Source organism: Paraburkholderia bengalensis (genome assembly GCF_037126505.1).
Classification (GTDB): domain Bacteria; phylum Pseudomonadota; class Gammaproteobacteria; order Burkholderiales; family Burkholderiaceae; genus Paraburkholderia; species Paraburkholderia bengalensis.
Genome location: NZ_JACFYJ010000062.1, coordinates 1 through 14,098, shown reverse-complemented (window position 1 = coordinate 14,098; position 14,098 = coordinate 1). Strand labels below are relative to the sequence as shown.

The 14,098-nt window shown below is 65.8% G+C and carries 14 protein-coding genes and 2 pseudogenes; 12 read left to right on the top strand and 4 right to left on the bottom strand.

Annotated features, from left to right (window positions below; all coding sequences use genetic code 11):
- Positions 1–25 precede the first annotated feature (25 nt).
- From H3V53_RS28710 to H3V53_RS28680, 7 genes are all read left to right on the top strand, one after another.
- Entirely contained in the window at positions 26–1,420 is a 1,395-nt protein-coding gene (locus H3V53_RS28710) for an FAD-binding oxidoreductase (protein WP_336600799.1), read from the top strand.
- Between the two features lie 211 nt (positions 1,421–1,631).
- A complete protein-coding gene (locus H3V53_RS28705) occupies positions 1,632–2,465 on the top strand; it encodes a DMT family transporter (protein ID WP_336600798.1) in 834 nt (277 codons plus the stop codon).
- On the top strand, positions 2,452–2,622 hold the full coding sequence (locus tag H3V53_RS28700) for a hypothetical protein (protein WP_336600797.1): 171 nt from the start codon (positions 2,452–2,454) through the stop codon (positions 2,620–2,622). The genes H3V53_RS28705 and H3V53_RS28700 overlap by 14 nt, the downstream gene beginning before the upstream one ends.
- A gap of 142 nt (positions 2,623–2,764) precedes the next feature.
- Entirely contained in the window at positions 2,765–3,154 is a 390-nt protein-coding gene (locus tag H3V53_RS28695; protein WP_336600796.1) for a DUF3022 domain-containing protein, read from the top strand.
- A 137-nt stretch (positions 3,155–3,291) separates the two neighbouring features.
- Positions 3,292–4,002, top strand: coding sequence for a YceH family protein (locus H3V53_RS28690; protein ID WP_336600795.1), 711 nt, complete (start codon positions 3,292–3,294; stop codon positions 4,000–4,002).
- Between the two features lie 25 nt (positions 4,003–4,027).
- Positions 4,028–4,267 carry a hypothetical protein gene (locus H3V53_RS28685; protein WP_336600794.1) on the top strand — a complete coding sequence of 80 codons (240 nt, stop codon included), beginning with the start codon at positions 4,028–4,030 and terminating at the stop codon, positions 4,265–4,267.
- A 259-nt stretch (positions 4,268–4,526) separates the two neighbouring features.
- Positions 4,527–5,381 carry a peptidoglycan DD-metalloendopeptidase family protein gene (locus H3V53_RS28680; RefSeq protein WP_336600793.1) on the top strand — a complete coding sequence of 285 codons (855 nt, stop codon included), beginning with the start codon at positions 4,527–4,529 and terminating at the stop codon, positions 5,379–5,381.
- 69 nt (positions 5,382–5,450) lie between these two features.
- Here the strand turns inward: H3V53_RS28680 and grxC are convergent, their stop codons facing one another.
- A complete protein-coding gene (gene grxC, locus H3V53_RS28675) occupies positions 5,451–5,717 on the bottom strand; it encodes a glutaredoxin 3 (protein ID WP_336600792.1) in 267 nt (88 codons plus the stop codon).
- 368 nt (positions 5,718–6,085) lie between these two features.
- Complete coding sequence (locus tag H3V53_RS28670; RefSeq protein ID WP_336600791.1) at positions 6,086–7,126, bottom strand: AraC family transcriptional regulator; 1,041 nt, start codon at positions 7,124–7,126, stop codon at positions 6,086–6,088.
- 160 nt (positions 7,127–7,286) lie between these two features.
- Here H3V53_RS28670 and H3V53_RS28665 point away from each other — a divergent pair, with 160 nt between their 5' ends.
- The 4 genes from H3V53_RS28665 (at position 7,287) to H3V53_RS28650 (ending at position 11,881) form a co-directional block, all read left to right on the top strand.
- Positions 7,287–8,693, top strand: coding sequence for a dihydrolipoyl dehydrogenase (locus tag H3V53_RS28665; RefSeq protein ID WP_336600790.1), 1,407 nt, complete (start codon positions 7,287–7,289; stop codon positions 8,691–8,693).
- Between the two features lie 540 nt (positions 8,694–9,233).
- Complete coding sequence (locus H3V53_RS28660; protein WP_336600789.1) at positions 9,234–10,400, top strand: porin; 1,167 nt, start codon at positions 9,234–9,236, stop codon at positions 10,398–10,400.
- Positions 10,401–10,562: 162 nt separating this feature from the next.
- Positions 10,563–11,315: an NAD-dependent epimerase/dehydratase family protein gene (locus H3V53_RS28655; RefSeq protein ID WP_336600788.1), complete on the top strand. Its 753-nt coding sequence runs from the start codon at positions 10,563–10,565 to the stop codon at positions 11,313–11,315.
- Between the two features lie 32 nt (positions 11,316–11,347).
- Positions 11,348–11,881, top strand: a complete 534-nt coding sequence (locus H3V53_RS28650) for a cupin domain-containing protein (RefSeq protein WP_336600825.1) — start codon at positions 11,348–11,350, stop codon at positions 11,879–11,881.
- Positions 11,882–11,894: 13 nt separating this feature from the next.
- On the opposite strand, the gene pdxR is transcribed toward H3V53_RS28650, so the two are convergent.
- The gene (gene pdxR / locus H3V53_RS28645) at positions 11,895–13,427 is read right to left on the bottom strand and encodes a MocR-like pyridoxine biosynthesis transcription factor PdxR (RefSeq protein WP_336600787.1); all 1,533 of its coding nucleotides are present in this window, start codon (positions 13,425–13,427) and stop codon (positions 11,895–11,897) included.
- Positions 13,428–13,748: 321 nt separating this feature from the next.
- On the opposite strand from pdxR, the pseudogene H3V53_RS28640 reads away from it, so the two are divergent.
- Positions 13,749–14,000: pseudogene (locus H3V53_RS28640) on the top strand (AI-2E family transporter); the annotation flags it as partial.
- On the opposite strand, the pseudogene H3V53_RS28635 reads toward H3V53_RS28640, so the two are convergent.
- Positions 13,999–14,098, bottom strand: a pseudogene (locus tag H3V53_RS28635) (nickel transporter); the annotation flags it as partial. The pseudogenes H3V53_RS28640 and H3V53_RS28635 sit on opposite strands and share 2 nt — an antisense overlap.

Here is a 14,098-nt window from a genome sequence, read left to right as displayed (position 1 = left end):
TGTTCGTTCGTACCGGAGGTGTAGCATGGCGAAGCTGTCCAGCAGTGCAATCGATGAACTCAAAGCTCTCACGCGAGGCCAGGTCGTATTGCCCGGCGATCCATCGTTCGATGAAGCACGCAGTATCTGGAATGCGATGATCGACCGTCGTCCCGCGATCATCGTTCGCTGCGCAGGCACGGCCGATGTCCGGCGCGCCGTCAATTTCGCGCGCGACAACCAGTTGCTGCTCGCCGTGCGCGGCGGCGGCCACAACATCGCGGGCAGCGGCGTATGCGAAGACGGCATGCTGATCGACCTGTCGCAGATGAAGTCCGCGCGCATCGATCCCATCGCGCGCCGTGCGTACGTCGAACCGGGCTGCCTGCTGCGCGACTTCGATCACGAAGCGCAAGCTTTTGGCCTTGCCACGCCGCTCGGCATCAACTCCACCACGGGTGTCGCCGGTCTCACGCTTGGCGGGGGCTTCGGCTGGATCAGCCGGCGCTTCGGGTTGACGGTGGACAATCTGATTTCCGCCGACATCGTCACGGCCGACGGCCAACTGCTCCGTTGCAGCGCGGACGCTCACGAAGATCTGTTCTGGGCGATTCGCGGCGGCGGCGGCAACTTTGGCGTCGTCACGATGTTCGAATTCCAGTTGCACGAAGTCGGCCCTGAAGTGTTCGGCGGGCTCGTCGTGTTGCCGATGGATCAGGCGCGGGACGCGCTCGTCAAATACCGCGCCGCCGTCGATGCCTGGCCCGACGAACTGGCCGTGTGGGCGGTAGCGCGCTTTGCACCGCCGCTGCCGTTTCTGCCCGCCGACGTCCACGGCAAGCCGATCCTCGCATTTGCCGTCTGCTACACGGGCCCGGCGGCGAACCGGGAGAGCATCGCCGACGAAGTGCGCAAGTTCGGCACGCCCTATGGCGAGCACCTGGGACCGATGCCGTACACCGCATGGCAACAGGCCTTCGATCCCCTGCTCACGCCCGGCGCGCGCAATTACTGGAAGTCGCACAATCTGGCCACGATAGACGACGGTCTGATCGATGCCTTCGTCGACGCAATCGGCAATCTGCCGTCGCCTCAATGCGAGATCTTCTTCGGCGCGATTGGCGGGCAGACGGCTCGCGTCGGGCCCGACGCGATGGCCTATTCGAATCGCGACGCGAAGTACGTGATGAACGTGCATGGCCGCTGGACGGAAGCCGCCGACGACGAGCGCTGCATTGCGTGGGCACGTGCGTTCTTCAATGCATCGGCGCCGTTCGCGCTCGGCAGCGTCTATGTGAACTTCATGACGGAAGACGAAGCCGCGCGCGTGGACGCGGCATACGGTCCGAACTATGCGCGGCTCGTGGCCGTCAAGGACCGGTACGATCCGCACAATCTGTTCCGTCATAACCAGAACATCAAGCCGTCGGCGATGGCTTGAACAACGTGTCTGCACGCCCGCATGACGACAATGCGTTGCATGCAGCCCCAGGGCAAGGCCGGATAGCAATCGCGCTTCTCACGCTATTCGGCCTTGTCGTCTCGCCGCCGCCTTCTATAGGTCGCCGCTGTGTCGCGCCGTGCGCGCATGCGGCATCCCACGTCACAACATCGTGCCCACTTCAGACGCCCGTCTTTCCGCGCAACGGTCCATGCCCCGCATGCGCGTCGCGTTGCTGACCGTCATCGCGATGTTCGCCTTCGCCGGCAACTCGCTGCTGTGCCGCGTCGCGCTGAAAGGCACGTCGATCGATCCCGCTACGTTCACCACGGTACGCATCGCGTCGGCAGCGATCGTGTTGTGGCTCATCCTGCAGTGGCGCCGTGCCGCGCAGCCCGTTGCCGGCAACTGGATCTCGGCGCTTGCCCTGTTCACCTACGCGGCCGCCTTTTCGTTCGCGTATGTGTCGCTGGCCGCGGGCACGGGCGCGCTGTTGCTGTTCGGCGCGGTGCAGGCGACGATGATCGGCTATGCATTGTTGCGCGGCGAGCGTCTGCGCATACTTCAATGGCTTGGTCTTGGATGCGCGCTTGCTGGCCTCGTCGCACTCGTGCTGCCGGGCCTGAGCGCGCCGCCACTGTTCGCGTCGATACTGATGCTGTGTGCGGGCGTTGCGTGGGGAGTCTATTCGCTGCGCGGCAAACGCGCCGCCGATCCGACGGCCACCACGGCAGGCAACTTTATTCGCGCGATGCCGTTCGCGGCGCTCGTCAGCATGGCGATGTTCATGCGCGTGTCCATCGATAAAACCGGCCTGCTGTTCGCCGCGATTTCCGGTGCGCTCACGTCGGGCGTCGGCTATGCGATCTGGTACGCCGCGTTGAAAGATCTCAAGGCGTCCACGGCGGCCACTGTGCAACTGAGCGTGCCGCTGATCGCCGCCACGGGCGGCATCGTCTTGCTCGGCGAAGCACTGACCGCGCGCCTCGCGTTGAGCGCAGTCGCGATACTCGGCGGAATCGCGCTCGTCATTGCGCGCCGCTGAACAGGCGCACCTCAACGTAAATCCGCTCGTCGCGTCGATCTTCGCGCAGCGCGACTTTCCCGCTCGGGGCGCGATCGTGGCCGCCTGCTGGATACCCGTTGTGAAGCGCACTTCAAGCCTGGCGTTTGCCCAGATCTTCATGCAGCACGCGGGTTGACGCCTGCGCACGGGCATAGACGATGCCACCTGCAGCGATTTCATCGGCAGAGGCACCACGCCTTGTTTGCTGCGCTGCGCTATGCGTTGGCATCCCGGATGCTTCTGACGGAAGGACGAGCGAACCGTCACAAGGAGCCGCCATGGACACCATCGGATTGTCGCAACGCATCGAGGAAATCGAACTGGCCCTTGCAGGCACGTTCCCATCGCCGAAAGCGCCCGCCGTTAGCGCCTGGCAGGAAGGCGCGACGACGTACCTGACGGTTTCGTGGGTCGTCGGCACGGGGCGCGATACGACGCTGGACGCGCGCTGCGTTGCGTCGCTCAAGCTCCCGGACGCGCAGATCGATCGCTATGCCGCGCTCGATACCAACAAACGGCGCATCGTGCAGAGCCGGCTGAAGGATCTCGTGCGCCAGCACGTCGATGTGATGCGGGCGCAGCCCGGTGCGCAGGACAGCTGTTCCGTCGAGCTGGAAGCGGACGATGCGCTGTTCGACGTGCCCGACGAGCCGTACGAGACCCTCTGACGGCGGGCACGTCCGCGCCCTACCCGCGCTTTACCCGCGCCTTCCTGCCCGATGGCCGGGGCAATAGACTATGCTATCGCGCAAGCCGATGCGCTCGCGCCGCCGCGTCCGCGGCCGTCAACCCAAGCCTATTGCCCATGAATTCCGCTACCGACGATTCCCCGCGCCCTGCCATGCGCGCGCTCACGCCGCTCGAAGCCCGTGTGCTGGGTGTGCTGTTCGAGAAGCAGCACACGGTTCCCGACACGTATCCGCTCTCGCTCAACTCGCTCGCTGCGGGCTGCAACCAGAAGACTTCACGCTCGCCCGTGATGAACGTCAGCGAAACCGAGATTCTCGACGCGATCAACAGTCTCAAGCGCCTGTCGCTGGTGCTCGAAGGCAGCAGCAGCCGCGTGCCGCGCTACGAGCACAACATGGAGCGCGTACTGGGCCTGCCGCGGCAGTCCGCGGCGCTGCTGACCGCGCTGCTGCTGCGCGGCGCACAGACAGCGGCCGAACTGCGTCTCGCGACCTCGCGGCTGCACAGTTTCGCCGACACGTCGTCGGTCGAAGCGTTCCTCGAAGAACTCGCGGGCAACGAACCGCCGCGTGTCGTCAAGCTTGCGCGCACGCCGGGCGAGCGCGAAAGCCGCTGGATGCATCTGCTGTGCGGCGAGCCCGCCGCCGATCAGCTGCGCGGCGACGGCACGGCGCTGGCCGACGAGTCGCTGCCGCCGGGCGAACTGGAAGCGCTGCGCGCGCAGCAGCGCGAGCTTGCCGGACGCGTCGAGCGGCTCGAGGCGCTCGTGGCGCACCTGGCGGGAGAACTTGGCGTGTCGCTCGACGAACTGAAGGGACGCCTGTAAGGGGCATCCACAAAAGGACACGCCCATGTTCGTCGTCTACTGGCTCGAACAACAAGGCTCGCCGACGGCAACCGCGCGCTTCGCACGGTTCGCCGACAGCGAGATGACACAGGCGCTCGCGTTCACCGAGACGCTGCGCAAGCAGCAGGCGGCCGGCGACGACGTCAGCTTCGTCACGCTCTGCAGCGAGAACCCGCGCTCCGTCGGCAAGGCGGGCGTGTCGGACGCACCCGCTGATTACGCCTGGAAAAAGCGCCGCCCCTGACTATCGCCCGCGCGGGCGGCGCTCCTGCGCCCGCTTTCACGGACAACTTGCAACACAATCGTGCCCGGATAATGCACAAACTCGAATCCCTGTAAAACATTCAGGATTCCGTAAATAAAAGTCAGCGTTTGTTGTCGAATGCGCGTTCTACGGTTCCGGACGGCGGCCGCGCGGGTCAGCGCGTTCTACGGTTCCGGACGGCGGCCGCGCGGGTCATCTCCCCGCCCGCGGCTCCCCCAACCACACGAGGAATGACGACATGACACACACGCGACCGAAGCGCCGCGCACTCAGGCTGCCGCGCGCGAGCCTTGCCATGCTGCTGGCGATCGGCGGCTGCACGTCGGTGCCCTGGCAGATGACGCCCGAAGACCGTTCGCTCGCGCATGCGCCGCAGGCGACGGCCGCGCCGCCTCACGCCGCGCCGCGCGCGACGGCCAGCGCCGACAAGTCGCCCGCTGCCGTCAAGGACAGCTACTACCGCGTGAAGCCCGGCGACACGCTCTATCGCATCGCCACCGATCACGGGCAGCGCAGCGAGGACATCGTCAAATGGAACAATTTGCCCGACGCCAATCACATCGAAACGGGTGGCGTGTTGCGGGTGACGCCGCCCGCCGATGCACCGGCGGCTAACAAGAGCGCCCCGCCCGCGCCCGTCACACGCGACGACGTCAACGCCAGAAGCAGCAAAAGCGACAAGAACGACAAGAACGTCAAGGCAAAGGCCGTCCAAGCCGACTCATCCCGCTTCGGCTGGCCCGCGAACGGCACGCTGAGCGCCGTGTATGGCCAAGGCAAATCGAAAGGCATAGTGATCGCGGCCAAGGCGGGCGCGCCCGTCAAAGCGGCCGCTGCCGGACGCATCGTGTTCGCGGGCGACGCCGGCAAGCCGTACGGAAAGCTGATCGTGATCAAGCACGACGACACGTTGGTGACGGCCTACGGGCACAACGGCAAACTGCTGGCGAAGGAAGGCGCGACCGTTACGCGCGGCGAAACGGTCGCTGAAATGGCGGAAACCGCTCACGGCGAAGGCTCATTGCAGTTCGAAGTGCGCAAGAACGGCAGGCCCGTCGACCCCGCGCCCTACCTGCCGCGCGTCGGTTCGTGACGCTCGCGCGCGCATCAAAAAGCCGCAAACGGCGCGCTGCCGTTTGCGGCTTCTTCGTTGCAGCGCGTGTTAGCGCAGCGCGTTCGCTTCCAGCAGCGGATCGAGGCGCCCCGCTGTCTCCAGTGCGTTCAGATCGTCGAATCCGCCCACATGCGTTTCACCGACAAAGATCTGCGGCACCGTGCGGCGACCCGTGCGTTCCATTAGCGCGAGCGCCGTCGGCCGATCGTTCTGTACGTTGATTTCCTTGTACGACAGACCTTTGTTCGCGAGCAGCGCCTTCGCGGCGAGACAGTACGGGCAGGTCGGCGTCGTGTAGATCGTAATAGCGGACATGGGTGTCTCCGTGTGGATGAGATGGGTGGCTTAGGGTGGCGTTAGAGCTTGCCCGACATTTGAGCGTGGCTCGCGAGCGGCAGCCCCCATGCCACCGCGACGACGACAACCTGATACACACGTTTCATGTTGAGCACCTCTGACAAAGTTGCCGTCGGCGACGGGTTAGCTCAACTGTAAATGCGCATCACGCCGGCGTGAATACCGGCGCGTCTCATGCAGATGCTCGATCGGCTCACCGGCTCGCTGCGCGAGCTCGGTCGCAGCGCGCGGGCAATCGCCGCGAGCCTTATGCGACAAGGGTGGAGAGGCGAAGCGCGGATGCGCGTCAGCGCGCGCGTGGCGCACTGCACGTTTTCTGGAATTCTCTATTTCGCGGCGGCGCCTGCCGCTTCGTCGTCGACGGCCTCTTCGGCCACTGCATCCTGCGCGGTCTGCAGATGTCCGCCCGATGCGCGCCAGCGGGCCGGCGTGATGCCGATCTGCTTCTTGAACACACGCTGAAACGCCGCTTCGGACTGGTAGCCGACCGTCTCGCCGATATCGCCGACAGGCGTCGACGATTCGAGCAGCATGCGCCCCGCGATCGTCATGCGGACTTCGGTGAGGACATCGGTGGCCGAGCGGCCGATCGCTTCCTGGAACTGCCGCACAAAGGTCGCGCGCGACATGTTGCACAGCGCCGCGAACTGGTCCAGCGTCCACGGCTTGCCGGGCGACTCGAACATCGCCGACACGGCCGCCTGCAGGCGCGGACGGCCCGCCAGCGCCAGCAGGCCGTGCGGCGGCTGGGCCGACTCGCTCGCAAAGCGCAGCGTCAATGCGAAGAGCGCCGCCGACAGATGGTTCACGAGCGTTTCGCTGCCAGGCGATTCGTCGACGGCTTCCTCGCGCATCAGCTCGATCAGGCGCGCGAGCCGCGAGCCCGCGACGCTGTCGGGCGAGTCCGGCTCGTCGACGTTGCCTGCCGGCTGCCCGTCGGGCCTTGCATGCGCGCCGCTGCGCACCACCAGCCGCGCGGGCAAATGATCGCGCAGCAGCCGGTCCGGCACGGCGCCCAGCAGAAAGCGGCCGCACAGGATATCGGCGGACTCGCCCGTGCCGCCGTTTTCCGACACCGTCAGCGTAATGTTGCGGCGCTGCGTGGCGGGAACCGGCTTCTCGCCGCTGCCGTCGTGAATGCGATGCGGGCTGCCCGTCGGAAACACGATGATGTCGCCCGCCTGCAAGCGCTGCGGCGGCCCGTTGCTGTCTTCGAGCACCGCGCGGCCCGACAGCAGCACGTGATACGGCACTTCGCGCACGCCCGCCGGGCCTTCTTCGATGGCCCACGGCGCGCCGAAATGACAGCGGACATCGACGCGCCCGCTCACGGGCATCAGCGACAGGAAACGGCTTAGCAGGTCCATTTGAGCCGAAAGAGCATGTTTTTGAATCGTTCGAGGATTAGCACGGCGCGCGGCCGACCGTACAGTGACACCGTGCAATGCAAACCGATTCTACTGGACGGCAGCGGCGCGCGCGGTGCAGGTGTCTGACTCCGCCCCCCTTCGTCCGAAAGGAAAAATCATGAAGACGCTTAATATCGATGTCGCCGTGATTGGCTCAGGCAGCGCCGGCCTGCCGGCATTTCGCGCGGCGAAGGCGGCGGGCGCGAGTGTCGTGCTGATCGAAGGCGGCGCATACGGAACCACCTGTGCGCGCGTCGGCTGTATGCCGTCGAAGCTGCTGATCGCCGCCGCCGAGGCCGCGCATGCCGCGCGCAACACCGCGCCGTTCGGCGTGCATGTCGACGGCGGCGTGCGGATCGATGGACGCGAAGTGATGGCGCGAGTCAAGCGCGAACGCGACCGCTTCGTCGGCTTCGTCGTCGAGTCGACGGAGAGCATTCCCGCCGAAGAGCGTCTGATCGGCTACGCGAAGTTCATCGACGACAACGTACTGGAAGTCGGTGACCACACGCGCGTGCACGCGAAGAGCATTGTCATCGCGACGGGCTCGTCGCCGTATGTCCCCGCGATGTACCAGGCGCTCGGCGAGCGCGCCGTCGTCAACGACGACGTCTTTGCATGGGACGACCTGCCGCGCAAGGTCGCCGTGGTCGGCGCGGGCGTGATCGGGCTGGAACTCGGCCAGGCGCTGGCGTGGCTGGGCGTCGACGTGACGATGCTCGGCGCGCGCGGCCGCGTCGGCCCGTTGAGCGACCCCGCGATCAAGGATTACGCACGCCGGGTGTTCAGCGACTCGTTCCGTTTCGAAGCGAACGCGCAAGTGGAAGCGGCGACGCGTGAAGGCGACAGCGTGCATCTGCGCTATCGCGACAGCGCGGGCAATCTGCGCGACGACACGTTCGACTACGTCGTTGTGACGGCGGGCCGCCGGCCGAACATGGACAAGCTCGCGCTGCACAACACGACGCTCGAGCTCGACGCGCGTGGCGTGCCCGTGTTCGATCCCGTGACGTTGCAAGCGGGCAATCACGCCGTGTTCATCGCGGGCGATGCGAACAACGTGCTGCCGCTGCTGCACGAAGCCGCCGACGAAGGCCGCATGGCGGGCCACAACGCCGCGCAGTATCGCAATGCGAGCCCCGCGTTGGCGCCGCTCGTGCGCCGCGCGCCGATCTCGCTGGTGTTCTCGGAGCCGGGCATCGCGATGGTGGGCGCGCGTCACGCGGATCTCGCAGCCGGCTCGTTCGTGACGGGCGAAGTGAGCTTCGAGGATCAGGGCCGCAGCCGCGTGATGCTGCGCAATCGCGGGCTGATGCACGTGTACGTCGACGCCGCGTCGCGCCGTTTCGTCGGGGCTGAGTGGATCGGGCCGGATGCCGAGCATATTGCGCATCTGCTCTCGTGGGCGTTGCAGATGAACCTCACCGTCGACGCGATGCTCGCGATGCCCTTCTATCATCCCGTAGTGGAAGAAGGGTTGCGGACGGCGTTGCGCAATGCCGCGGCGCAATTGACGGCCGCGTGAGGTTTGTCAGCCGTTGCGATGCTGGCGGGCTGCGGGTAGAAGACCGCCAGCGTTGCAGACGAAACGACATTCACGTTCCTTCGGCGTGGGGCGGCAAAATACTCCATATGCGCTTCTTCATTCAACCGGAAGCTAAAGCGAGCGCTCAAAAAAAAAACGCGGCCAAGGCCGCGTTCAAGCGTGTTGTCCGCTGCGTGCAGACAGGATGAAACAAATCAAGTGTAGAACATTGCGCGAAACGAAAAACCCCGCAAGCCGAAATTCACTATCGTCGTTCTCGCAATATTCCTTTAGCGAGGATGATCGAAAGAAATAATTGCGCTCATTGCGCGCATTTTTCGTTCGCAAAAAAACAATAAACCGCGGCGTGGCTGAATACAAACGATGCTTCGCAAAACAGTTTGTACGAGGTCGGAATAATCACAATGTGACGTGTTGTGAATTTCACTCACGCCGCTTATTGGCGTTTTTACATTTCCTGCTTGCGCCCTTAGGCTCTCGTTCAATCGAGAATTACCACACAAGCAGGAGAATAGAAGCATGAAGCGCACTGCCCTTTCAATGATTTCACTGGCCGCGCTGGGCACGGCCGCGAGTGCCGCACACGCTCAATCCAGTGTCACGCTGTACGGCACGATCGACACGAGCATCACGTACGTCAACAAGGCTGCCGGCGATAATCATCTGTGGTCGCTCGGCAATACCAGCGCAGGCAATCTGTCAGGCACGCGTTGGGGCCTCAAAGGAAGCGAAGATCTTGGCGGCGGATTGAAAGCGATCTTTCAGCTCGAAAGCGGCTTCGATCCGAGCAACGGCAAGTTGGGCCAAGGCAGCCGGCTGTTCGGCCGTCAGGCATTCGTCGGCCTCGCGCAGGACCAATACGGCTCCATCACGCTTGGGCGTCAGTACGATCCCCTCGTCGATCTCGTGCAAGGCATCACCGCCGACAACTACTTCGGCAGCGCATTCGCGACGGCAGGCGACGTCGACAACTACGACAACAGCTTCCGCGTGAACAATGCGGTCAAGTACACATCGCCTGTGTTCTCGGGCCTGCAGTTCGAAGCAATGTACTCGCTCGGCGGCGTGGCGGGCAGCACAGGCGCCGAGCAGTCGTATTCGGCTGCCGTTGCGTATAACAACGGTCCCATCGGTCTCGCGGCGGGCTACTACTACGCGACGAACAGCCCCGCATCGGATGGCCTTCGCACGACGTGGAACAGCACGTCGGACGGCACGTTCGACGGCCCTGTCAATCTCGGCTATCAGACGGCACACTCGATCGGCATCGCGCGCGTCGCGGGCCAATACACGGCGGGCCCGTTCACGTTCGGCCTCGGTTACAGCAACGCGCAGTATCGCCGCGACGACAGCTCCGTGTTCGGCTCGAACGAACGCTATAACACGGGCCAGGGCTTCCTGAACTTTCAGGCGACGACGGCCGTGCTGCTCGGCGTCGGCTATAGCTATACGCACTCGAACGGCGACACGTCGGCGACCTATCATCAGGTCTCGCTCGGCGCAGACTACTCGCTGTCCAAGCGCACCGACCTGTACATGACGGCCGCATGGCAGCACGCAAGCGGCCAGACCCGTGATGCGACCACGAACACGATCACCGACGCGCAGGCTTCCATCGGTTCGTATGGCTACGCGGGCACGAGCCATCAGGAAATGGTCAATCTGGGCATCCGTCACAAGTTCTGACACGAAGCGGCGGCGAGCGGCGCGAAGCGCCGTTTTCTGCAACGATCGACAACCGATAATGGCTCGGTCAATCTGTCGATAATGGCTCTTACTTCGAGCCATTATCGGCCGTAGTCTCCGTGAATGCGGGCCGTATGGCCCGGCACATACGGAGATCGACGGGTGAATACGACAGTCTTTCTGGCGGGCGCGGCGGGTGCAGTCGGCAGCGCGCTCGTGCCGCTGCTGGTCGAAGCGGGCTATACCGTCCATGGCAGCACGCGCCGTCCGGAGCGCGCGGCGTCAATCGAGCGCGCGGGTGCGACGCCCGTGATCGTCGACGTTTTCGACGCGCGCGCACTCAACGACACACTGCAACGGATCGCCCCCGCAAGCGTGATCCATCAGCTGACCGACCTGCCGCCCGCGCTCGATCCCGCCAGGATGCCGCAAGCGATTATCGGCAACGCGCGAATCCGCGACGAAGGCACGCGCAATCTGCTCGCAGCGGCGTTGGCGGCGGGCAGCACGCGCTTCATCGCGCAAAGCATCGCGTGGGCGTACCGCGAAGGGCGGCAGCCTTACGACGAAACCGATCCGCTCGACACGGACGCCGAGGGCAATCGCCTCGTCACGGTACGCGGCGTCGCGTCGCTCGAAACGCAGGTGTTGAACGCACCGCTGATCGGCACGGTGCTGCGCTATGGGCAACTGTATGGTCCGGGCACGGGCACGGATGCGCCCGGCGGCGCGAGTCCGTTACATGTCGCGGCGGCTGCGCACGCCGCGCTGCTCGCGTTGCATCGTTCGCAAGGCGGGGCGTTCAACATCGCCGAAGACAACGCCGTCGTGTCGACTGCCAAAGCGAAGCGCGAGCTCGGCTGGTCGCCGCACTGGCGGCATGCAGCAAGTTCATCCGTGGGAGTCACGCGATGAACGCCGCTCGAACGATGGTGGGCGCGAACATCATGCATGCGCAGCACGTACCGCACGTACCGCACGCGCAATACGCGCAACTCGCCCGGCGCGCGCGTACCTTCGCGACGCTCGCGCTCGTCGCGCTTGCGCCGCTTGCTGCGCTACCGACGCGCACCGCGATCCCGTGGCTCGATGCCCTATGCAGCACGCCGCTCTTCAGCAGCGCGCCATCGTCTAGCGATGCCGCCGCACGCCCGACATCGACCTCGCGCACGCTATCGTGCGAGCCGCTGCCCAACGTGCCCGGCAAGTCCGTGACGACGGTGCTGGTCGACTTTCCGCCACATGCCTTCACAGGCGCGCATCGGCATCCGGGCTCGGTGACGGCCTTCGTCATCTCGGGCGCGCTGCGTTCGCAACTCGACAGCGGCCCCGTTGTCGACTACCGCAGCGGGAAGACGTGGTTCGAGCCGCCCGGCACGCTGCACGACTTCGTCGAAAATACCGACGCCACGCAGCCCGCGAAGCTGCTCGCCGTCTTCGTCACGGATGCGAATTGCGGGCCGCTCGTGCTGCCGCCCTGAACGACGCGCGCGGTCACGTCCTGTACAGCATCTTCTGCAGCACGCGGGCGAGCGCACGTGCGCCCGCGTCGATCTCGTCGACGCCGACGCACGCAAAGCCCAGCACCAGACCCGCAGGCGCCGCGCGCCCGACGGCATACGCCGATAGCGGCCGCGTCTCGACGCCCGCTTCGGCCGCGAGCCGCGCGGCGAGCGCATCGTCGGTGCCGGCGGGCAGAAATGCGGGCGCATCCAGTCCGGCGACGATGGGCGGCAACGCGAGCAACCCCGTCCAGTGCCGCCGCGCCGCTTCAGCGAGCGCTTGCGCGCGCTCGCCGTACAACTCCCGCATGCGCCGCACGTGACGGCCCGCATGCCCTTCCGCGATGAACGCGTGCAACGTCGCCTGCTGATCGAGCGGCGCGTGCCGGCTCGTCAACGAAAGGGCCGCGACGAACGGCTCGACGAGCCGCTCCGGCAGCACGGCATACGCAATGCGCAACGCCGGAAACAGCAGCTTGCTGAACGTGCCGCAGTAGATCACATGGCCCGCTTCGTCGAGACTCTTGAGCGCGGCGAGGGGACGCCCCTCGAAGCGGTACTCGCTGTCGTAATCGTCCTCGATGACGAGCGCGCCGCTTGCGTGCGCCCAGTCGAGCAATGCGAGCCGCCGTTCCAGCGACAGCGCGGGACCGAGGGGCGCCTGCCGCCCCGCTGTCACGTACGCGAGACGCGCATGCGGCGCGAGCCGCCGGCCAGCCGCCACGTCGATCCCATTCGTGTCGACGGGGACGGCGGCGATGCGCGCGCCCGCCGCCGCCAGCACGCGCTGCGCGCCCTGGTAGCCGGGATCTTCCATCCAGGCGGCGTCGCCGGGATCGAGCCACAAGCGTGCGGACAGATCGAGCACCTGCTGCACGCTGCCGACGACGGCGACATGATCTGCCGTGCACGCAATGCCACGCGTCACGCGCACATGCTCCGCGATCGCCTCACGCAACGGACGGTAGCCCTGCGCCTCGCCGTCCGTGAGGATCGAGCGATTGGACAGGCGCGAGCGGCGCGCGGCGACGCGCGCCCACAGCGCGAACGGAAACGCGGCCAGGTCAGGGTGGCTCGGACGAAACGCGCGCGCCGGAAACGAGCGGCCTTCGAGCGCGAACGCGCTGCGGGCGAGCAGCCGGCCGCGCTCGGACAGGCCGATGCCCGCCCCGTGTGCGTCGCCCGAGTCGATGCGCGACCGCGCACGCTTGCGCGCCAGGCGCGCCGCGTCGGGTGCGGCAGGCGATTCGAAGCGCCCGTCCGGCAATTCGCTCGCAACGAAGCTGCCTCGCCCGACTGCTCCCGTCAGATAGCCTTCCGCCGCGAGTTGCGCGAACACGCCGAGCACGGTCCCACGCGACACGCCGTGGCGCGCGGCCAGATCGCGCGTTGCCGGCAACCGGGCACCCGGCCCGAGCCGCCCAGCGAGAATCGCCGCGCGCAGTTCGCCATAGAGCCAGCGCTGCAAAGGCATGCCCTCGGGCCGCGCGTTGAGCGCGAGGTCGATTTCAGTGGCGCGGCGCATGTCGGTTTTCTCCTAAATGGCTTATCGACTGACCGACCATTGCTTCATTCGACCAGGCCAATTTCCGCATTATGCCGGCTCTGCTCTGTCATGCGGCCCGAAGGGGTGACGCCCGTCGCTTGCTACACTGGCACGAACGCGCGGCGCGCGTCGGGGCACTTTTTGGTCCGGGCCTGGGTTTTGCTTGAGCTTGCCTGACTGAGCTTGCTTGACACCGTTGCCGGCCTGCACCGAGCGCCTGAGCATGCGGCCTGCAAAGCCGTCGTGCTCTTGCGGACAAACTTGCCATGCGCTGCGCCAGCGCATCCTTTCGACGAACTCATGAAACTTCCGCTCCCTCCGCAACGGCACGCCGCCAACCGCGTTTATCCTCCCGGAACGCCCGGTCTGCACGGTCTCACGTCGGTGATCACGTTCGTCGTGGTCGTCTGCGGGCTGTACTTCGCACGGGAAGTGCTGATTCCCATCACGCTCGCCGTGCTGCTGAGCTTTCTGCTCGCGCCGCTCGTCGGCCTGCTGCGGCGCCTTCATTTCGGCCAGTTGCCGTCGATCTTCGTCGCCGTGCTCACGGCCCCAATGGCGGCAGCATGCGCCGGAATGCCTGCGGAATCACCACATAACGCATCATCTGGCCATGCGTGAGGCCCAGTGACAAGCTGGCTTGACGCTGG